General features: G+C 67.7%; 16 protein-coding genes. 7 read left to right on the forward strand and 9 right to left on the reverse strand.

Annotated elements, in window-relative coordinates:
- Positions 1–3: 3 nt before the first annotated feature.
- Positions 4–756, reverse strand: coding sequence for a bifunctional 2-polyprenyl-6-hydroxyphenol methylase/3-demethylubiquinol 3-O-methyltransferase UbiG (gene ubiG / locus ACN5KJ_RS06105; protein WP_418592650.1), 753 nt, complete (start codon positions 754–756; stop codon positions 4–6).
- A 47-nt stretch (positions 757–803) separates the two neighbouring features.
- On the opposite strand from ubiG, the gene pip reads away from it, so the two are divergent.
- The 6 genes from pip to ACN5KJ_RS06135 all read left to right on the forward strand — a co-directional run bounded on the left by pip (position 804) and on the right by ACN5KJ_RS06135 (position 8,849).
- The gene (pip, locus tag ACN5KJ_RS06110) at positions 804–1,775 is read left to right on the forward strand and encodes a prolyl aminopeptidase (protein WP_418592652.1); all 972 of its coding nucleotides are present in this window, start codon (positions 804–806) and stop codon (positions 1,773–1,775) included.
- An 86-nt stretch (positions 1,776–1,861) separates the two neighbouring features.
- On the forward strand, positions 1,862–2,857 hold the full coding sequence (locus ACN5KJ_RS06115) for an ABC transporter permease (protein ID WP_418592654.1): 996 nt from the start codon (positions 1,862–1,864) through the stop codon (positions 2,855–2,857).
- Positions 2,854–4,050, forward strand: a complete 1,197-nt coding sequence (locus ACN5KJ_RS06120; RefSeq protein ID WP_418592656.1) for an ABC transporter permease — start codon at positions 2,854–2,856, stop codon at positions 4,048–4,050. Before ACN5KJ_RS06115 ends, ACN5KJ_RS06120 begins: the two co-directional genes overlap by 4 nt.
- A 262-nt stretch (positions 4,051–4,312) precedes the next feature.
- Positions 4,313–5,971 (forward strand): ABC transporter ATP-binding protein, encoded by a 1,659-nt coding sequence (locus ACN5KJ_RS06125; RefSeq protein ID WP_418592657.1) that lies wholly within the window; start codon positions 4,313–4,315, stop codon positions 5,969–5,971.
- Between the two features lie 49 nt (positions 5,972–6,020).
- Positions 6,021–7,574 (forward strand): ABC transporter substrate-binding protein, encoded by a 1,554-nt coding sequence (locus ACN5KJ_RS06130; protein ID WP_418592658.1) that lies wholly within the window; start codon positions 6,021–6,023, stop codon positions 7,572–7,574.
- A 570-nt stretch (positions 7,575–8,144) separates the two neighbouring features.
- Entirely contained in the window at positions 8,145–8,849 is a 705-nt protein-coding gene (locus ACN5KJ_RS06135) for a hypothetical protein (RefSeq protein WP_418592660.1), read from the forward strand.
- A gap of 88 nt (positions 8,850–8,937) precedes the next feature.
- On the opposite strand, the gene hslU is transcribed toward ACN5KJ_RS06135, so the two are convergent.
- Positions 8,938–10,245 carry an ATP-dependent protease ATPase subunit HslU gene (gene hslU / locus ACN5KJ_RS06140; protein ID WP_418592662.1) on the reverse strand — a complete coding sequence of 436 codons (1,308 nt, stop codon included), beginning with the start codon at positions 10,243–10,245 and terminating at the stop codon, positions 8,938–8,940.
- Between the two features lie 61 nt (positions 10,246–10,306).
- The gene (gene hslV, locus ACN5KJ_RS06145; RefSeq protein WP_347166363.1) at positions 10,307–10,864 is read right to left on the reverse strand and encodes an ATP-dependent protease subunit HslV; all 558 of its coding nucleotides are present in this window, start codon (positions 10,862–10,864) and stop codon (positions 10,307–10,309) included.
- A gap of 78 nt (positions 10,865–10,942) precedes the next feature.
- Here hslV and ACN5KJ_RS06150 point away from each other — a divergent pair, with 78 nt between their 5' ends.
- A complete protein-coding gene (locus ACN5KJ_RS06150; protein WP_418592664.1) occupies positions 10,943–11,902 on the forward strand; it encodes a phosphotransferase in 960 nt (319 codons plus the stop codon).
- Positions 11,903–12,247: 345 nt separating this feature from the next.
- Here ACN5KJ_RS06150 and trxA read toward each other — a convergent pair whose 3' ends face one another.
- From trxA to tsaE, 6 genes are all read right to left on the reverse strand, one after another.
- Positions 12,248–12,568, reverse strand: coding sequence for a thioredoxin (gene trxA, locus ACN5KJ_RS06155; protein WP_347166365.1), 321 nt, complete (start codon positions 12,566–12,568; stop codon positions 12,248–12,250).
- Positions 12,569–12,641: 73 nt separating this feature from the next.
- Positions 12,642–16,025, reverse strand: a complete 3,384-nt coding sequence (gene addA / locus ACN5KJ_RS06160; protein ID WP_418592665.1) for a double-strand break repair helicase AddA — start codon at positions 16,023–16,025, stop codon at positions 12,642–12,644.
- Entirely contained in the window at positions 16,022–18,931 is a 2,910-nt protein-coding gene (gene addB, locus ACN5KJ_RS06165; protein WP_418592667.1) for a double-strand break repair protein AddB, read from the reverse strand. Before addB ends, addA begins: the two co-directional genes overlap by 4 nt.
- The gene (locus ACN5KJ_RS06170) at positions 18,924–19,595 is read right to left on the reverse strand and encodes a nucleotidyltransferase family protein (RefSeq protein WP_418592934.1); all 672 of its coding nucleotides are present in this window, start codon (positions 19,593–19,595) and stop codon (positions 18,924–18,926) included. Before ACN5KJ_RS06170 ends, addB begins: the two co-directional genes overlap by 8 nt.
- Positions 19,595–20,536 (reverse strand): aminoglycoside phosphotransferase family protein, encoded by a 942-nt coding sequence (locus ACN5KJ_RS06175; RefSeq protein ID WP_418592669.1) that lies wholly within the window; start codon positions 20,534–20,536, stop codon positions 19,595–19,597. Before ACN5KJ_RS06175 ends, ACN5KJ_RS06170 begins: the two co-directional genes overlap by 1 nt.
- Entirely contained in the window at positions 20,524–21,006 is a 483-nt protein-coding gene (gene tsaE / locus ACN5KJ_RS06180; protein WP_206562860.1) for a tRNA (adenosine(37)-N6)-threonylcarbamoyltransferase complex ATPase subunit type 1 TsaE, read from the reverse strand. Before tsaE ends, ACN5KJ_RS06175 begins: the two co-directional genes overlap by 13 nt.
- Between the last annotated feature and the right edge of the window lie 27 nt (positions 21,007–21,033).

The raw sequence follows: 21,033 nt of genomic DNA on the forward strand, positions 1-21,033 counted from the left end.
CATTCAGGCGCCACTTGGCCCATGAGGCGCCAGCGCCGCCGTGACGTAGTTCACCGACAGGTCGCGGTCCGAGATCGACCATTTCCACGACACCGGGTTGAAGACATAGCCCTTGCGGTCCACCGGCTTCAGGCCCGCGCGTTCCATCAGGTCGTAAAGCTCGTCCGGGGTGATGAACTTCGACCATTCATGCGTGCCCTTGGGCAGCCAGCGCATGACATATTCGGCGCCAAGGATGGCCACGGCAAAGCTCTTCGGATTGCGGTTGATCGTCGAACACAGGTGCAGACCGCCCGGTTTCAGCAGCTGCCGGCAGGCGGTCAGATAGGCCAGCGGGTCGGCCACATGCTCGACCACCTCCATGTTCATCACCACGTCGAAACGCTCGCCCGCCGCGGCCATGGCCTCGGCGGTGGTATGGCGGTAGTCGATGGCCAGACCCGACTGGCGGGCATGCGCCTCGGCCACGGGGATGTTGCGTTCCGCCGCGTCGACGCCCACCACCTCGGCGCCCAGCCGCGCCATGGGTTCCGACAGAAGGCCGCCGCCGCAACCGATATCCAGCACCCGCAGCCCGGCAAAGGGGCGGTCGGTGCCAAGGCTGCGGTCGAATTCTCCGGCGATCTGGGTGCAGATGTAATCCAGCCGCACCGGGTTCATCATGTGCAGCGGCTTGAACTTGCCATTGGGGTCCCACCACTCGGCGGCCATGGCCTCGAACTTGGCAATTTCACCGGCGTCCACCGTGACGGTCATGACATTCCCCATGGTCTTTTGGTCTTCGATGCCAATATAGGTGAGACATGGATAAAATCCCGGGCCAAAAGCGCGCAGTGCAGTACCTTTACCCGCCGATCGACCCCTTCGCCCAGCATAGGCTGGAGGTCTCGGGCGGGCACAGTCTTTATGTCGAGGAATGCGGCAATCCCGACGGGGTTCCGGTCATCGTCCTGCACGGCGGCCCGGGCGGCGGGTGCAGCCCGGCGATGCGGCGCTACTTCGACCCGGAGGTCTACCGCGTGGTGCTGTTCGACCAGCGCGGTTGCGGGCGCTCGCGGCCCTTCGCCTCGGTCAGGGACAACACGACCTGGGATCTGGTCAGCGACATCGAGACCATCCGCGAGACGCTGGGCATCGACCGTTTCATCGTCTTCGGCGGCAGCTGGGGCGCGACGCTGTCGCTGATCTACGCGATCACCCACCCCGAACGCGCAAGGGCGCTGGTGCTGCGCGGCGTCTTCCTGATGACCGAGGCAGAGCTTGACTGGTTCTACGGCGGCGGCGCCGGGCAGTTCTGGCCCGAGACATGGGCGCGCTTCGTGGAGCTGATCCCCGAGGATGAGCGTGACGACCTGATCGCCGCCTATCACAGGCGGCTGTTTTCCGGCGACATGCGGCTTGAAACGAAATACGCCCGCGCGTGGTCGTCGTGGGAAAACGCCCTGGCCTCGGTCTATTCGAACGGGCAGGGCGGCGAGGCGCCCGGCGACTACGCCCGCGCCTTCTCGCGGCTGGAGAACCATTATTTCACCAATCGCGGCTTTCTCGAACAGGACGGCTGGATCCTGAAAAACGCCCACCGGATCGCGGATATTCCCGGCGTGATCGTGCAGGGCCGCTACGACATGATCTGCCCGCCGCGCCGCGCGTGGGAGCTGTCGCGCGCATGGCCCGCCGGAGAGCTTCGGATGATCCGCAACGCCGGGCACGCGCTCAGCGAACCGGGCATCAGCGCAGAGCTTGTCCGCGTCATGGATGATCTTTCGACAGGCTAATTTTCAAGGCTTCGAAACAAAAGGTTTACTTGGAAGCGGTTTTTGTTAACTTGTCAGTCAACAAAAACCATACACCAACAGGTATCGTGAACCCGGTTCTCCGAATCATACTCCAGCGTCTTGCGCTGGGTGTCCTGACGCTGTTCATCGTCTCGATCGTCATTTTCACCGCGGTGAACATGTTGCCCGGCGACTTTGCCGAGGCCATCCTCGGGCAGGGCGCCACCCCCGAAGCCGTCGCCTCGATCCGCCGCGATCTGGGGCTGGATCAGAACCCGGTGCTTCGCTATTTTGACTGGCTTGGCGGTGTGCTGACCGGCGATCTTGGAAATTCCTTCGCACAGGCGAACTTTGCCAGTTTCGTGGGCGAAGGCAGCGGCAACAGCACCACCGTGGCGCAGCAGATCGCGCCGCGCTTTGCCAATACCATGTTCCTTGCGGGCGTCACGGCGGCCATCGCGGTGCCCTTCGCGGTCACGCTGGGGGTGCTGGCGGCGCTCTATCGCAACTCGGTCTTCGACAAGGCGGCCAACGTGGCGACGCTGACCTCTATCTCCAGCCCCGAGTTCTTTCTGGCCTACATCCTGATCCTCTTCCTCGCGGTGCTGAACCCGGTGCTGCCCTCGCTGTCGAACATCTACGAGGGGATTTCCTTCTCCGAACGGCTGACCAAGACGCTGCTGCCGGCGCTGACGCTGACGCTGGTGGTCACCGCGCATATGATGCGGATGACGCGGGCCGCGATCATCAACCTGCTGGCCTCGCCCTATATCGAGATGGCGCGGCTGAAGGGGATGAAGCCGATGCGGGTGATCGTGCACCACGCGCTGCCGAACGCGCTGGCGCCGATCATCAACGTGATCGCGCTGAACCTCGCGTATCTGATCACCGGCGTCGTCGTGGTCGAGGTGGTCTTTGTCTACCCGGGCATCGGGCAGTTGTTCGTGGACAGCGTGAAGATCCGCGACATCCCGGTGGTGCAGGCCTGCTGCCTGATCTTTGCCGCTGCCTACATCCTGCTGAACCTGATCGCCGACATCCTGTCGATCCTGACCAACCCGCGCCTGAGGCATCCGAAATGAGCGGCTGGACCTTCTTTCTGACCGCCCTTGCGGGGGTCGCCGTGGCAGGCTGGCTGATCCGCTTCGCCGGGCAGCAGGCGACGGGCAACAAGCCCTATTTCCGCGACATGCCCTATGCCGTGGCTTTCGGCTATGCGCTGGCGGCGGCCCTGATGCTGGGGGGTGTCTGGCTGTACCTGCAACCGGCGGTGACAGAGGCGGGCACGCCAAGCGCCTCTGTCCTCTACTTCCGCTGGGCGGTGCATGGCATCGCCGTGGGCGCCGCCGCGGCCTTCCTCTTTCGCCTGCTGGGGCGGTCGGTGGGCACCGGCGCGACCCGCAAGGCCTTTCGCGGCATGCCGCTGACGGCCTCTTTCGGGATCCTCGTCATCCTCGTCTACGCGGTGCTGGCGATCTTCGCCGGGCTGATCGCGCCGCACGGGCAGGAACAGGTCTTTGCGCAGGCCAACGTGGTGCCGGGCGGCAATCCGGCCACGGGCGGCAACCCGGATTTCCCGCTGGGCACCGACCAGATCGGCCGGGACATCCTGTCCCGCCTGATCTACGGCGCGCAGAACACCGTCGGCATCGCCTTTGCCACGACGGTGCTGGCCTTCGTCCTGGGCGGCTCTCTGGGGTTCCTTGCCGCGACGCTTCAGGGCTGGACCGACCAGATCCTGTCCCGCGCGGTCGACGTGCTGATGGCGATCCCCTCGCTGATCTTCTCGCTTCTGCTGATCACCGTGGCCTCGGCCTGGGTGTCCGGCGCGGGGCTGACCGTGGCCATGGTGGTGATCATCGCGGTGATCGATTCGACGCGGGTCTTCCGGCTGGCGCGGGCGGTGGGCATGAACATCGTGGTGATGGACTATATCGAGGCCGCCAAGCTGCGCGGCGAGGGGCTGCCCTACCTGATCTTCAAGGAGATCCTGCCCAACGCGACCGCACCCCTGCTGGCGGAATTCGGGCTGCGCTTCTGCTTTGTCTTCCTGACCATCTCGGCGCTCAGCTTCCTCGGCCTTGGTATCCAGCCGCCGCTGGCGGACTGGGGGACCATGGTCAAGGACCTCGCGGCCTTCATCAACTACGCCGCCTTCGCGCCGCAGATTGCCGCCGCGCCGCTACTGGCCGCCGGGGCCATCGCGCTGCTGACCGTGGCGGTGAACTTCGTGGTGGACTGGATGCTGCACCGCTCGTCGGGGCTGAAGGAATGAGCGGGGGTCGCGCCATGCAAGAGCCCGCGCCATACCGGACCTGCGCCCCGACAGGGCATCCTGCCCACATTGGCTTTAGAGGGCAGCCCGCGACCGCGGGTGGGGGCCAAGCCCCCGCCCGGGGGGGCGGTCGGGGGCTGCCCGGCGGTGCCGCCGGGCGGGCGCTTGACCTTCGACCGCTGCAAGACCGGAAATGGCGCAGGCGCCCCGGCTGCGTTTTAAGGCGGGTCCCTTCGACCGGCGGCACGGCTGGAGAAAGACCATGACCACACCCCTCCTGACCATGCGCGACGTGCAGATCGAGGGCCGCTCGGACGAGACATGGACCCCGATCATCAAGGGCGTGGACCTGACGCTGAACAAGGGCGAGGTGCTGGGCCTGATCGGTGAATCCGGCGCGGGCAAGTCGACGCTGGGCCTTGCCGCCATGGGTTTCACCCGCGACGGGGTGCGGATCTCGGGCGGGTCGGTGGAGTTCGACGGCATCGACCTGCTTTCTGCCAGTGCCGATGACAAGCGCCGCCTGCTGGGCAAGCGCATCGCCTATGTCGCGCAATCCGCCGCCGCCAGCTTCAACCCCGCGCACCGGCTGATCGACCAGCACACCGAGGCGCCCGTGCAGCACGGGGTCGAGGGCCGCACCGCCTCTGCCGAGGACGGCATCGAGCTGTACCGCAAGCTGCGCCTGCCCAACCCGGACGAGATCGGCTTTCGCTATCCGCATCAGGTGTCCGGCGGGCAGTTGCAGCGCGCCATGACCGCCATGGCCATGTCCTGCCGCCCCGACCTGATCATCTTCGACGAACCCACCACCGCGCTGGACGTGACCACGCAGATCGAGGTTCTGGCCAGCATCCGTGACATCGTCGAGCAATTCGGCACGGCGGCGATCTACATCACCCACGACCTTGCGGTGGTGGCGCAGATGGCCGACCGCATCAAGGTGCTGCTGAAAGGCGACGAGGTCGAAGAGGCCGAGACGCGCAAGATGCTGTCCGACCCGCAGGAGGACTATACCAAAAGCCTCTGGGCGGTGCGCGAATTCCAGCGCCCGGCCAAACCGGCGCCCCGGGTCGATGCGACGCCGGTGATCTCTGTCCAGAACGTCACTGCCGCCTATGGCACCGTCGATGTGCTGCGCGGCGTCAGTTTCGACATCCATGCCGGGCGCACCGTTGCCGTCGTGGGCGAAAGCGGGTCCGGCAAATCGACCACGGCGCGCTGCATCACCGGCCTTCTGCCGCCGCGCATCGGCCAGATCGAGCTGGATGGCGTGCCGCTGCCCGCCGACTATCGCAAACGCACCAAAGAGCAGCTGCGGCAGGTCCAGATGATCTACCAGATGGCCGATACCGCGCTGAACCCGCGCAAGACCATCGGCGAGATCATCGGCCGCCCGATCGAGTTCTACATGGGCCTCAGGGGGCGCGAGAAACGCGCCCGGGTCGAGCAGCTGATGGAAGAGATCGAGCTGCCCGCCGCGCAATACTTCCACCGCCTGCCGTCGGAACTGTCGGGCGGGCAGAAGCAGCGCGTCGGTATCGCCCGGGCGCTGGCCGCCGAACCCCGCTTCATCATCTGCGACGAGGTCACCAGCGCGCTCGACCAGCTTGTGGCCGAGGGCATCCTGCGCCTTCTGGCGCGGCTTCAGGACGAGCGTCACCTCAGTTACATGTTCATCACCCATGACCTTGCCACGGTGCGCAGCATTGCGGACGAGGTGGTGGTGATGAAGGACGGCGCAGTGGTGGAACAGGGCCCCAAGGCAGAGATGTTCCAGCCGCCGCATCACCCCTACACCGACCTGCTGCTGTCCTCGGTCCCCGAGATGGACCCGGACTGGCTGAACACGCTGCTTCGTGAACGCGGCGCGGAGAACCTCGGCGATGCCGCCGTTGATAAGATGGCCCGCGACCCTTAGAATTAAGGGCAAGATCGGGACACCGGGACAAAAACAGGGAGACCTCACGATGACACGCATTTCCAGACGCGGACTTCTGACCACCGGTGCCGCCGCCGGTGTGCTGGCGGCCTCCGGCCTGCCGTTGCGCGCTCAGGCCAAACGGGGCGGGCGCCTGCGCTGCGGCCTGAACGGGGCCAACTCTTCCGACTCCTGGGACGGGCGGACCCATTCCGACCTCTTCATGATCGCCTCGTCGCAGGGCGCGGTCTTCGACACGCTGACCGAGAACGCCGCCGACGGCTCGCTGAAGGGTGAACTGGCGGAAAGCTGGGATGCCTCGGCGGATGCCAAGACCTGGACCTTCACCCTGCGTCAGGGCGTGACCTTCCACAACGGCAAGAGCTTCGGCGCCGACGACGTGATCGAATCCCTGCAACTGCACATCGCAGAGGATTCCAAATCCGCCGCCAAGCCCATCGTCAGCGCCATCACCGAAATGAAGAAGCTGGGCGAGCATCAGGTCCAGTTCACGCTGGAGGCGGGCAACGCCGACTTCCCCTACCTGCTGTCCGACTATCACCTGCTGATGTATCCGGCGGGCCAGATCGAGGAAGCCATCGCCAAGGGCATCGGCACCGGCCTTTACCAGGTGCAGTCCTTCGAACCCGGCGCGCGCATGGTGGCGACCCGCTACCCGGATCACTACAAGGGCGACACCGCGGGCTTCTTCGACGAGATCGAGTATATCGCGATCAACGACAACACCGCCCGGATGAACGCGCTGATGACCGGGCAGGTGGATGCGATCAACCGCATCGACTTCAAGACAGAGGCCCTGCTGAAGGCAAACCCGATGATCCGCATCCACGAGGTGACGGGCAACCAGCAGTTCACCTTCCCGATGCTGACCGATATCGCGCCCTTCAACGACGTGAACGTGCGCCGCGCGCTGAAGCATTCGATCAACCGGCAAGAGATGGTCGACAAGATCCTGCTGGGCCACGGTCGCGTCGGCAACGACAGCCCCATCGGCCCGGCCAACCAGTACTTCAACGCCGAGATGGAGCAGACGACCTACGATCCCGACAAGGCGAAGTTCTACCTGAAAGAGGCCGGGATGACGTCGCTCGACATCGACCTTTCCGCCTCTTCGGCGGCCTTCGACGGCGCGGTGGATGCGGCGCAGCTGTATCAGGCCTCGGCCAAGGCGGCGGGCATCAACATCAACGTCGTGCAGGAACCGGCGGATGGCTACTGGTCCAACGTCTGGATCAAGAAGCCCTTCTGCGCCTGCTACTGGTCGGGCCGCGCCACCGAGGACTGGATGTTCTCCTCCGCCTACGAAGAAGGTGTGCCGTGGAACGACACCCAGTGGGGCCGCGAGGACAGCGAGAGGTTCCAGGACCTGCTGCTGGAGGCGCGCGCCGAACTGGACAGCGCCAAGCGTCGCGAGATGTATTTCGAGATGCAGCAGATCCTGAACACGGACGGCGGGTTGGTCCTGCCGATGTTCGCGAACTTCGTCGAGGCGATTTCCAACAAGATCGCCACGCCGGAAACCGTCGGCAACCTCTGGCAGATGGACAACGCCCGCATGGCGGAACGGTGGTGGATGGCCTAAGCGCCCACGACTGACCAAGGATTGCAACGCCCCGCCGATCTCCGGCGGGGCGTTTTGCTTTGGCCCGAGGGCGCCGCCGGTTGACGGGTCGTGGCCTGCCTGTGGCGCGGGATTGTTTCCAAAACCGGGGCGCGGGCCCACCACTCCTGAGCGAGATTCAACCAGAGGCTGCACGGTTGTCGCGATGATTCGTGGAAATCGTGCGCAAAGGTGAACCTGCACACCTTCAGGTTGTCGAAATCGGGCGCCGACGGGCGCAATTAAGGCGAGATTGCGGCGCAATCCTTGTTTGCCGGATCCGGTCAGGGGGCAGGAATGGGGCAATTCTGTGTCGGTACGGACCCGTTAAACGGGAGTGGAATAGCCTTCATCGGCACATGTCTGCCAGAAGCAGCTATTTTGCGGGGGTTAAGGCGTTGAAAACACGAAAGTGACGTGAGTCCAGGATACGTAAACGAATAGTTAACGCGACTGTTCTTTTCATCTTAAAGACGAGTAGATTCCGGGTTTCCATCCAGATTTCGCCTCAATTCCCCGGATAATCATTGTTGCGAGATGCAGGAGAAACGCATGTTAACAATCACCATAATGGGCGTGTTCGCCGCCGCCAGCATGGCCATCGTTGGCAGCGCGATCACCGAAGAAGCAGAGGAAGCCGCCGCCGAGGAACCGGTGGACGGGTCTTCGACAACCTTCGACCTCGACGTGGCCTCTGACCAACCGGGGTTCTTCGACCTCGAAGGCCGCGCCGACCCCGAAGAAGGCGACCTGCTGCTGGAAGCCTACAAGAGCTATCAGATGGGCCTTGGCGAGGCCGAGCATCTTGCCGAGATCGACGACCGTCTGGCCGCGGAAGCCCTTGCGCAGGATGAGGACTTGGCAGAGGGGCAGGCCGCGCCGCGTGAGATCTGGGACGACCGGACCGCCGACCTCTATTCCAGCGCCCCGGACAGCTACGCCGAGATGCTGACGGGCGGCGACAGCGCCGAACTGCTGGACGATGACCGCCGCTTCATCGAGATGCTGGACCAGAGCGAACCGCTGGGGCCGGACAGTGTGCGCATCATCGCGGAGTTCGACGAGGCCGAGGACGTCATCCTCTATGTCACCGCCGACGGGACGGCCGATGGCCTGTCGGTCCACCACGTCGACCCCGAGAACGTCAATACCGACGTGCAGATCATGGATCGGGGCATCCATGTCATGACGGTGATCGCCGCCGGACTGAACTTCGGCCTGAGAAACATCATTCCGCTGCACGACGACACGGCCTGATCCCCCAAGGCTCTTTTCAAAAGATCGCATAATCGGTTCAGGCGCCATTTCGGCGCCCGAACTGCTTTCAGGGGGGCGGAACCCGGCCCTACAAGACGTAGCGGCTGAGGTCGGTCGACCGGGTCAGTTCGCCCAGGTGTTGCTCGACAAAGCCCGCATCGACGGTGACGCTTTGCCCGCCCTTGTCCGGCGCGTCAAAGCTGAGATCCTCGAAGACCCGCTCGATCACCGTGTACAGCCGCCGCGCGCCGATGTTCTCGACCGAGCCGTTCACCTCGGCGGCGATGCGCGCCAGCGCGGCGATGCCGTCGTCGGTGAAACTGACCGTGACCTCTTCGGTGGCCATCAGCGCGGTGTACTGGCGCGTCAGGGCGTTGTCGGTCTCGGTCAGGATGCGGACGAAATCCGCCTCTGTCAGGTCGCGCAGGGTGACGCGGATCGGCAGGCGGCCCTGAAGCTCGGGCAGCAGGTCCGAGGGTTTGGCGATGTGGAAGGCGCCCGAGGCGATGAAGAGAATATGATCGGTCTTCACCGCGCCATGCTTGGTCGACACGGTCGTGCCCTCGATCAGCGGCAGCAGGTCGCGCTGCACACCCTCGCGGCTGACATCGCCGCCGCGCGCGTCGGAGCGGGCGCAGACCTTGTCGATCTCGTCGAGGAAGACGATGCCGTTCTGCTCGACCGCTTCCAGCGCGGCGGCCTTGACCACCTCGTCGTCCAGCAGCTTGTCGGCCTCCTGCTCGATCAGCACGTCGTAGCTTTCCGCCACGCTCATGCGCTTCTTCACGGTGCGCTGGCCGAAGGCCTTCCCGAAGATATCGCCGAGGTTCATCATGCCCATCTGGCCGCCGGGCTGGCCGGGCAGGTCCATCATCGGCATGGGATTGGCGCTTTCGCTGACCTCGATCTCGATCTCGGTGTCGTCGAGCTCTCCGGCCTTCAGCTTCTTGCGGAACATCTCGCGCGTGCCCTCGCGGGCGCCTTCGCCGGCGATGGCGGCAATCACGCGGTCCTCGGCGGCCTGATGGGCGCGGGCCTTAACGTCCTCGCGCATCCACTCGCGGGTCTGCACGATGGCGGTGTCGACAAGGTCACGGACGATCTGTTCCACGTCCCGGCCGACATAGCCGACCTCGGTGAACTTGGTCGCCTCGACCTTGATGAAGGGCGCACGCGCCAGTTTCGCCAGGCGGCGGCTGATCTCGGTCTTGCCGACCCCGGTGGGGCCGATCATCAGGATGTTCTTGGGATAGACCTCGTCACGAAGGTCGTCGCCCAGCTGCTTGCGCCTCCAGCGGTTGCGCAGGGCCACGGCGACGGCGCGCTTGGCCTCGGCCTGCCCGATGATGAAACGGTCGAGTTCCGAGACGATTTCCCGGGGGGTGAGATCTGTCATGAGGGTTGGTCCTGGTGCCAAAATTCTTCGAAGAATTATGCCAAGAGTTTTTGCAAAACTCTTAGCCGCCGATCGTTTCCACGGTCAGCTTTCCATTGGTGTAGACGCAGATGTCAGCCGCGATGGCCATGGCGTCGCGGGCCACGGTCTCGGCGTCCTTGTCGCTGTCCATCATTCCGCGCGCCGCGGCGAGGGCGAAGTTTCCGCCCGATCCGATGGCGGCGACGTCATGCTCGGGTTCCAGCACGTCGCCCGCGCCGGTGATGACCAGAAGATCCTTGCCGTCGGTGACGATCAGCATGGCCTCCAGCTTTTGCAGGTACTTGTCGGTGCGCCAGTCCTTGGCCAGCTCGACACAGGCGCGCTGAAGCTGGCCGGGGGTGGCCTCCAGCTTGGTTTCCAGCCGCTCCAGCAGGGTGAAGGCGTCGGCGGTCGAACCCGCAAACCCGCACACCACGTCGAAGCCGCCGGGCGAGAGGCGGCGCACCTTGCGCGCGGTGCCCTTGATCACGGTCTGGCCCAGGCTGACCTGTCCGTCGCCCGCGACGACAACCTTGCCGCCCTTGCGCACGCCGATGATCGTGGTGCCGTGCCAGCCGGGGAAATCGCTATCTTGCATCTGCATCCCTTCCTTTCAGACCTATATCTGTGCAATGGTTTGCCATTGCAACCGGGGTGGGCCAAGGCACTGATCTGAATGGAGATTCCAACCGATCACACGGTGTGGGAGCGGCTGGCCCGGGATGCGGGGCTTGATCCGGGGGGCTACGCTGTCACCCGCACATGGCGCAAGGACACCGCCACGCACCGGCATGTGGTGATGCGATACGAGGGGCCCGCGGGCGCGGTGATCCTCAAGCGCATCTTCCACCCGGTCGCAGAGAAACCCTTCGTCACGCTGGTGCAGGCGCAGGCCCGCGCGGCCGAAGCCATGGCGACCGGCGCCGAGGCTGTGCCCGCGCTGCTGGCCTTCGACACCGGCGCGCGCGCCGTGCTGATGCAGGCTGCGCCGGGGCGGACGGTCTATGACCTGCTCGACCATGGCGCCGAGGCGGCGGATGTCCTGCGCCGCGCCGGGCGCTGGCTGGCGGCCTTTCACCGCGCCAGCGGGACCGAGGCGCGGGTCTTTCAGCCACGCTTCATGCGCGACCATGTGGGGCATTTGATGCGCCAGCAGGAGGCCGGAGAGATCGCGCTGGCCCGCCCCGCTGAGTTCGCCCGCCACGGTGCGGCGGTGATCGCGCTGGCCGGGGTGCATGAGGGGCGGCAGACGGTATCCTCGGCCACCCATGGCGACATGCACCTGCGCAACATCCTGCTGGACGGCGCGCACAGCTGGGGCATCGACTTCTCGGCGCTGCATACGGCGCCGGTGGGCTTCGACATCGCGCGGCTGCTGCTGCATTACACCGGGGTCTTCGCCGATCTGGACGCGCTGCCGCCGGGGGCGGTGGTGCAGCCCGACCTGCTGGCCGCCTTCTTCGAGGGATACGATCTTGTCGGCCCCGAGGATCCTTCGGTGCAGTACCTGCTGCATGTGCGCCTCCTGATGGACTGGGCTGCGATCCCGGCGCGGCGCATGGCGCGCTCGGCGGGGCAGACGCGGCGCCTGCAGCGGCTGGGCAGGCTGGCGGAGCGGGTGTTTGGGGAGGGGTGACGCGAGGGGGTTGGCCTTATTGATCGGGCCGGTTCAATTCGCGGGCGGTTGCCCAAGGACTTGTCGGCCGCGATCGACCAAACGGCGCTTCTACAAGGAGCGATAGGCACCGATCGACCAGCAGGCGCGGAATCAAGGCGAAGCCGCCGCGCCATCGACGGGCCGTCCCGGGGCCCGTCGATTGCGCGACCTGAGTGAGGTCGTACGGGTTTGGCCGGGATAAAGTGCCATCCTGAAACGGCGGATTGCCGGACCACGGCCTGCCGATGGCGCGGTTTCCGTCTGTCGGCCAATAAAAAAGCCCCGGGCGATGCCGGGGCCTTTCATTATTCGTCAGGCGAAAGCTCAGATGCTTTCGGTGATCCAGCTTTGCAGCGCGGCCTTGGGGGCGGCACCGGCGCGGTTCGACACCGGCTGGCCGTCCTTGAAGATGAACAGCGCGGGGATGCCGCGCACGCCCATGGCGGCGGCGGTGTTGGGGTTGCTGTCGACGTCGATCTTCACGATCTTCACCTTGCCGTCCATCTCTTCGGACAGCTCTTCCAGGGCGGGGCCGATCTGCTTGCAGGGGCCGCACCACTCGGCCCAGAAGTCGACGACCACGGGCAGGTCGGAATTCCTCACTTCGCTCTCGAAGGTATCGTCGGTGACGGCAACGGTGGCCATGGGATCTCTCCTATCAGGTTGGGCGTTGGGCGGCGTGTCCGGAGGCGGAAGGTATGGACGCACCGGGTGAAGGTCAAGGCAGCGCGGCCCTTTGCAAGGCCGCCGTCACAAGATCGTGCGGCAGGGGCATGAGCTGCCCACTGCATGTCCACAGGATCGCCGTTTCGACGCGCCGGTCGGGGTACAGCTGCCCCAGCGCGGCGGCATAGGCACCCATCTGCCGCAGCAGGCCTTCCGGCGTATCCCCGGCGCTGTCCGGCGTCGTGCGGTTGGTCTTGAAGTCGACCGCCAGCACGCGGTCGGGCGCGACCACCAGCCGGTCGATGACACCATGCACGCGGCCCAGGGGGCCGAGGTCGGCGGTCACCGGCACCTCGGCCAGCGCGTCGGCGGCGAAGATCCCTGCCAGCGCGGGGGCGGAAAGCAGCGTCAGGGCCTCGTCGCGCAGGGCGCGCAAGTCCTCTGCCGGGAAGGTCGCCGCGTGCTGGTCCGACAGCGACGACACCAGCGGCTCGGAGGCCGCACCGCGCGCCTCGGCCCCCAGCGGCGCGAGATGTTCGAGGAAAAGATGCACCAGCGTCCCGCGCAGCTTGGCGCGGTCCTCGGTATCGCCCGAGGCGCCGGGCAGGGCCTTGGCGCCGCCAAGGTCCGAGGGGCTGCGCGTGCCGACGCGCCTTTCCGGCGTGGGGGCCGGGGTCATCAGCTGCGGCGGCAGGACGACGCTTTCGGGCGCGGGCCGGTCGTGGGTCACCAGCGGCAGGGCGGCGAAATCCGCCTCTCCCAGCCGCAAGCCGGTCTCGGTGCCGGTCTCTCCGAAGTCGAAGACCTGCTCGACCGCGCCCGAGGCCTGCATCCCGCGGCGCACCTTCTCGTGCCAGGACAGGCCCTCCTTGCCCAGTTCCCCGGCAGCGGCCACCACCAGCCATTTCTCGGCCCGGGTCAGGGCGACATAGAGCAGGCGGTCGCGCTCTTGCGCCTCTTTCAGCTTGGCGGCCTCGACGGCGGCGGTCTGGCGGGCGGGCTGCTCTTTCGCGCCGGCTTTCCACAGCGGGCCGTCCGCGTCGGTCAGGAAGGTGCCGCGCAGGGCGGTGTCGGGCTGGGCGCAGTCGGGCAGGATGACGATGGGCGCCTCCAGCCCCTTGGCGCCATGCACGGTCATGACGCGCAGCACCTCTCCGGCGCTGTCGGGCGCGCGCTTGATCTGCAGGTCGTCCGCCTGCGCCCATTCAAGGAAGCCGGTCAGCGAGGGCACGGCGCTTTGTTCATAGGCCAGCGCCTGTTGCAGCAGCGCGTTGACGCCGTCCTCGGCCTCTGGCCCCAGCCGCCCGATCAGCAGGCGCCGCCCCCTGTGGCGCGTCAGCAGACGTTCGATCAGGTCGTAGGGGCGCAGGAAGTCGGTCTGCCCCAGCATGTCGTCCAGCACCGCAAGCGTTTCGGGGTGGGCCTCGCGCCGCGCCCGCAGTGTTTCCCACAGATAGCCCTTGCGGCCATGCGACAGGGTAAACAACGCCTGCTCGGACCAGCCGAACAGGGGCGAGCGCAAGAGCGTGGCCAGCGACAGGTCGTCCTCGGGCGTGGCGAGAAAGCGCAAGAGCGCGATGATGTCGCGCACCGCCAGTTCCGCCATGACCTTCAGCCGGTCGGCGCCCGCGATGGGAATGCCCTCCTGCTTGCAGGCGCGAATGATCTCCTTGAAAAGCCGCGCGCGCGACCGCACGAGGATCAGGAAATCGCCCGCATGCACGGGCCGCGCCTGATATTCCCCGCTGTGGCCCCGTTCGACCGGCAGCGGCGTGCCCGCGTCGAGGGTGCGGCGGACGAACTGAGCCACCCGGCGGGCCAGGATCACCGTGGCATGGGTCTGGCCGACGCGGTCGACGGGTTCGAACCAGGGGCCGGGCTTCTCTTCCTTGATGGTCTCGACCACCGGCCACAAATCGACGCGGCCCGGCATCGCCGCCTTGAAGGCGCGGTGCTTCTGGTCGGCGGCAAAGCCCGAGGCCTCGGCGTCCATGAAGGTATTGTCCACCAGCCGCAGGATCGGTTCCGCCGAGCGGAAGGAGAATTCCAGCGTCATCGGCACCAGCGGCGCATCGGTGCGGCGCAGGCGGTCGGCGAAATCCTCGCGCATGCGGTCGAATTCGGACGGGTCGGCGCCCTGAAAGCTGTAGATCGACTGTTTCTTGTCACCGACGACGAAGATCGTGCGGCGGACCTCGGCCCGCGCGCCCTCGCCCGAGGTGAACTCATGCGCCAGCCGCTCGATCACCTGCCATTGCACGGGGGACGTGTCCTGTGCCTCGTCCACAAGGATATGGTCGATGCCGCCGTCCAGCCGGTAAAGCACCCAGTCCGCGACCTTGGGATCGGACAGCAGGTCGCGGGCGCGGGTGATCAGGTCGTCGAAATCCAGCCAGCCGCGCCGCTCTTTCTCGGCGGCATAGGCGGGCAGGAAGGCCTGCGCAAAGGCGTGCAGGGCGATGTCCCGCGCGGCACAGGCCAGCGCGCGCTCGGCCTCCAGCGCGCCCTCGACGCGGGCGGCCAGCTGGTCGAGCTTTTCGAACAGCGTGCCATGCGCGGTGCGCACGCCCTTGGTGCCCAGCGTCTTGCGGATCGTGCCCGCGTCGGTCAGCAGCGCGGACTTCAGCGCCGCGAAGCCCGCCAAATCCGGCGCGGTGCAGGCGGCCAGCCCCTCGGCCAGCGTCTGGTCGGTCTTGCCGCCCGCCTTCAGTGGCTCTTGCAGGGCGGCGCAGAGGTCGGTTTCGGACCCGAGGAAGACCTGCCCCAGCATCGCGGCGTGGTCCTGATCCGCGCCAAGCCCATAGGCGGCGCGGATGTCCCGCGGCGTGCGGGGCGTGGCGAAATCTTCTGCCATGCCCGCGATCTGCGCCAGCAGCTTGTGCGTGTCGTCGTCCATGCTGATGAAGGGCGCGATGCCGTGCACCAACCCGGCCTGCGGCCCGTCGGCCATGCGGTCCAGCAGCTCGGCGCGCATCAGCTGGGCGGCGCGGTCCTCCATCTCCTGGAACTGCGGGCTGACGCCGGCCTCCAGCGGGAAGCGCCGCAACAGCGCCGCGCAGAACGAGTGAATCGTCTGGATGCGCAGCCCGCCCGGTGTCTCGATGGCGCGGGCAAACAGCGTCCGCGCCTGTTGCAGCGCCTCGGTGTCCAGCTGGTCGTCGGCCCCCAGGGCGCGCAATTCGTCCCGCAGCAGCGGCTCTGCCAGCATCGCCCAGCCGCCCAGCCGCCGGAACAGGCGGTTCTGCATCTCGGTCGCGGCGGCCTTGGTGTAGGTCAGGCAAAGGATGTGGCTGGGGTCGACGCCCTCCAGCAGCAGCCGCGCCACCCGGTCGGTCAGCACGCGGGTCTTGCCCGAGCCGGCATTGGCGGCCAGCCAGGTCGAATTGCCCGGTTCGGCAGCGTCCACCTGCCGCTGGGTGGCCTCGTCGCGGATCATTCCAGCACCTCGGTTTCGGGCAGGTCGGTCACGTCCCATTCGCCGAAGCGGGCAAGGTGGTCGTAGTCCGACACGTCATTGTCCTTCTGCAGGGCCCGGCGCGCCGAATAGCCCTTTTCGCGGTCCGCATAGGCGGTCAGCAGGGCGATGAACTCCTCCCAGACCTTTTCGGGCGGGGCCACGTCCAAGGGTGCGGGGACCTCTTTCGGGTCGCCCGGTTTCAGCGAGACGAAGACGGCGCCCGCCACGTCGCGCGGCGCGAGGCCGGGGAAGGCGCGGCGCTGCACCATCGCGGCCTCCAGCAGCAGTTGCTTGTCGAAATGCTCCTGTTCGGATTTCGAGGGCGCGGCGCCGGTCTTGTAGTCGTAGATCACCGCAAGGCCGCGGTCGTCGATGTCGATGCGGTCGGCCTTGCCGGTCAGGGTGACGCCCTGCGCCACGATCTCGCCGGTCTTCTCGAAATTCGCGACAGAGGGCGTGGCGCGGTCCTGCCGGGCGCGTTCGGTGCTGACGAACCACGCCGCCACCCGGGCGATGCGCGCCTGCCACAGCGCGCGGGTCGTCGGAAAGGGCACCTCGGCCAGCTTGTCGCGGGCGATCTGCGTCAGGGTCGCGGCATCGAGGCGGGCGGGGTCCTCCAGCGCGGCGGTCAGGAAGGTTTCGAGGATGTCGTGCAGCAGGATGCCGCGCAACAGCGCATCGGGCGCCTGCATCAGCGGGTCCATCGGCTTCAGCCCCAGCGTGCGGCGGGCATAGACCGCATAGGGGTCGCGGATCAGGCGCTTGATCTCGGTCACCGACAGCTTTTTCGGGCGCGCCTCCAGCGGCGGCGCGGGCGAGGGCCGGTGCGCGGGCGCGGCCGCAATCGGCGCCTCGGCGGCGCGGGCCAGCGCCAGCCAGTGCGCGCCGCGCGCCCGCATCGCGGCCAGCGCCTGCGGGCCGTTCCGTTGCGGCAGGCCGGTCATCAGGTTCACCAGACGGTTCACCCAGCGCGAGGGCACGGTTTCCGCGTCGTCGGATTTCAGCGACCGGGTCAGCCAGACCTCGGGCGCGGCGACCGCCTGCTGGAAGTCATGCGCCGAGAGGCCGATGCGCCGTTCCGGCAGCAACAGCCCCGCCTGCGCCCGCATCTGCCGGTTCAGCCAGGGGTCGGCGCCGGGGCTTTCGGGCCAGCTGCCCTCGTTCAGGCCCGCAAGGATCAAGAGGTCGGCGCCCATGACGCGCGCCTCGAGCGTGCCCCAGATCAGCACCAGCGGATGCGCGGCGTCGCGGTCGCGCACCTCGGCGCGGGACAGCACCGCGTCGAAGAGGTCGGCATAGTCGCGCGCGGTCAGGTCGGCGGCGCGATGCGCCTCGGCGCGCAGGGCCTCGACGGCGTCGCGCACGGTGCGGCCCGCGTTCTCGTCCCAGAGTGCCGAGGCATCCTCGCTGTCGGACCCCCGCGCAAGGCGCTCCGCCAGGGCGATGTGATCGGCCAGCCAGTCCGCCAGGGACCGCTTGCCCGTCCGGTCCTGCCCGCACAGGCCGGTGACCCACGCGGTCCATGGGGCGACTTCGGTGCCCCAGTCCAGCAGCGCGGCGGGGTCGGGGAAGGGCATGCCGGTGCGGCGAATGTGCAGTTCCAGCTCGCGGGTGTTGCGCAGGTGCGGGCCGCGCCCGGCGCCGCGATGCACCAGCGGGTGCTTGAGCAGCGTCAGCAGGGCCTCGGCGGTCAGCGGTGCCTCGAACAGCCTTGCCACATGCCGCAACAGCCGCCCCGGGGGCGACAGCTGGGCGGGCGTTCCGGCGCTGTCGTCGGGCGTGATGTCCCAACGGTCCAGCGCCGAGGTGACCTGCCGCGTCAGCATCCGGTCCGGCGTGATCAGCGCGGCGGTCTGGCCGTCCAGCACCGCCTGCCGCAGGCGCAGCGCGATGGCCAGCGCCTCGTCGCGCGTGCTGGGCGCCTCGGTCAGGGTCACGCCCTCCATGGCTCCGGGCAGATCCGGCAGAGCCGGGCCTTCCGCCAGCCACTGGTGCGTCACCGGCGCGGGCCGCAGCGCCAGCGACACGGTGCGGTTGCGCGCGGGGGCGGGGGCCGGGTCCTCGGTCCAGGGCAGCACATCGCCGGGCGCCAGATCCAGCGCCTGCATCAGCTTGGCAAAGCGGAACTGCGGGTGGTCCTCTCCGGTCAGCGGCTCGTTCAGCCTGTCCCAGACCGCGCGCGGCTGGTCGAAGTCGAAGCCGGGCAGCAGCACCGCGCCCTGCGGCAGGCGGGCGACGGCGCACATCAGCTCGTGCGTGGTGCCGCGCGACCCGGTCGAGCCCGCGACCAGCACGGGATGCTGCGGCGGATCGGCCTGCCAGGCGGCCAGCCGCATCCGCAGGGCAAGGCGGGCAAAGGCCTGCGCGTCGGGGGCGGTGTCGTCGCCAAAGTAGTCCTGCACGATATTGAGGAACTGAAGGCTGCGCTGCCAGTGGCCCGACTGGTCGGTGACGTCCAGAGCCGCGATCTTTTCCGGCGGGACATCCTCGCCCTGCATTTCCTCCATCAGGGTCGCAAGGCTGTCGGCAAGATCGAACAGCGCGGCGCGCGGCGCAAGGTCTGGCTGCGCGTCCAGCAGGCGGGATACCAGGTTGGTCAGCTCCAGCCGGCGCCGCAGCGGCGGCACGGGGTCCGGCAGCTCGGCGGCGCTGAGCGGATCGGCGAGGTCGGTCACAAGCCGCACGCGGGGCAGAAGCGCGGCGGGGCCGGCGTCGAAGACCTCGCGCAGGCGCCGCGCCATCCGGGTTGTGTTCACGTATAGCTCGACCCGGGCCATGGCCTCGGGTGGGCCCTGCACGCGGTCGCGCAGGCCCCGGACCAGCGCGCGGGGGAAGTCGACGCCGGGCGCGGTGCCGAAGAGACGGGGGCCGGGGGCGTCAAACATCGGCCAGCATCTCTTCTGCCAGCCTGATGCCCTCGGGGTGGCCGACATCGCACCAACGGCCCGGATAGGCGGTGCCGAAAAGCCTTCCTTCCTGTGCCATCTGGTTCCACAGGACATTGAGGGAAAAGGCTTTTTCCCCGATCCCGGCCAAGGCGTCGGTCTTGACGATCTGGGCGCCGGTATAGACGAAGTCGCCGCCGCGCATCAGGGCGCCGTCCGGCCCCAGCGCAAAGTCCCCGCCGCCGCTGCGCCCCACCGCGCGGTCCAGCGGGATGCACAGCAGCAGCGCATCCATGCGATCCGGCTGCCATGCCGCGGCCAGCCGGTCCAGCGGGTTCGGGCCGCTCCAGACGGCATCGGTGTTCAGCGTGTATACAGGCTGTGTGCCAAGCAGGGGCAGCGCATGGCGCAGGCCCCCGCCGGTGTCGAGGATCTCCGGCGTCTCGACGGAGACGGCGATGTTGGTGTCCTTCAGATGCGCGATGACCTGTTCGGCGCGGTAATGGGCGTTCACGACGCGGGTCGGGACCCCTGCGGTCAGGGCAAGGGCATGGTCCAGCAGCGGACGGCCCGCGACCGCGATCAGCGGCTTGGGCCGCTCTGCGGTCAGGGCGCCCATGCGCGTGCCGAATCCGGCGGCGAAAAGCATCACGGCATCGGGCATCACGGTTTCAGGCTTTCCAGATGGGTTTCGGTCGGTGCCGGCAGGGCGGCGATCACCGGCCTCAGCGGCGCAAGCACCGGGTGCGACAGGTCGCGGGCCAGATGCCCCCAGACCCGCGGGATCAGGTCGATGTAATGCGGTTTGGCCCGTTCGCGGGCCAGCCGGGCAAAGATGCCGAGGATCCGCAGGTTGCGCTGGAACCCCAGAACCGCGAAGGCGGCGGCGAAGGTCTCGGGCGCCTCACCCGTTGCATGCAAGTAGTGTGCAATGCAGGCGGCGCGGGTTTCCTCGGCCACGTCGCGGCGGGCATCCTCCAGCAGAGAGACAAGGTCGTAGGCCCGGTGCCCGACCAGCGCGTCTTGGAAATCGAGCAGCCCCGCCGCCGCCGCGCCGGGCCGGTCCGGCAGGTGAAGGATGTTCTCTGCATGGTAGTCGCGCAGGATCATCACCTCGGCGGGCCGGGCGTATTGCTCCAGCAGGGGGTGCAGCGCCGCCTGTGCCTGCGCCAGCAGCTCCGGGGCCTTGGTGTAGTGCCGGAAGGCGAGGTCGATCATGCCGGTCAGGTGGTCCGGCGTGGCCATGGTCAGGCCGTCGGGCGGCGGCGCGCGGTGCAGCGTCACCAGCGCCTCTGTCGCCACAAGGTACAGCGCGCGCTCTGTCCGGGCGTCGGTGGCCAGCCGCGCCAGCAAGCCGTCGCCAAGATCCTCGATCAGAAGCAGCCCTGCCGCGCCGTCTTCGGACAGGATGCGCGGTGCCGACAGGCCCAGCCCCGAAAGATGCCGCGCCAGCCGGGCGAAAAGCGTCACGTCGCCCTCGGGGTCCTCCATCAGGATCGCCGTTTCGCCGTCGCGGACCAGCCGCGTGTAGCGCCGGGACGAGGCATCGCCCGCCAGTGGCACATGCCGGGCCCCGCCCCAGCCGCAATCGGTCAGAAAGCGCATGCCGCCCCCGTGTCCAGTGTGTCCCAGCGCGGCGCGGTCCAGCTGAGGGTCAGCGCCCGGGCGTCTTCTTCGGCGAGGGTCTCGAAGGACAGCGACAGCGCCTGCGGCGGGGTGAGATCGCCCAGCCGGTCGGGCCACTCCACGATGCAGATCGCGCTGTCGAAGGCCTCCGGCAGGCCCAGCTCCTCGATCTCGCCGGGGCCGGTCAGCCGGTAGAGGTCGGCGTGCCAGAGCTCTCCGGCGGTGGTGTCGTAGGTCTGGACCAGCGTGAAGGTCGGCGAGGGCACGTCCTCGGGCGGGTCTTGCAGCGCATGGATCAGCGCGCGCGCGAAATGCGTCTTCCCGGCGCCGATGCCCCCGGACAGCAGCAGCACGTCGCCCGCCGTCAGGGCCTGCCCGATGCGTCTGGCGACGGCGGCTGTTTCCTCGGGCGAGCGCAGCGTAAGGGTCCGGCGTCGGGGTGTCGTCATGGCGGCGAAAATACCCGGGCGTGCGGG

The organism is Ponticoccus sp. (in: a-proteobacteria) (assembly GCF_048381735.1).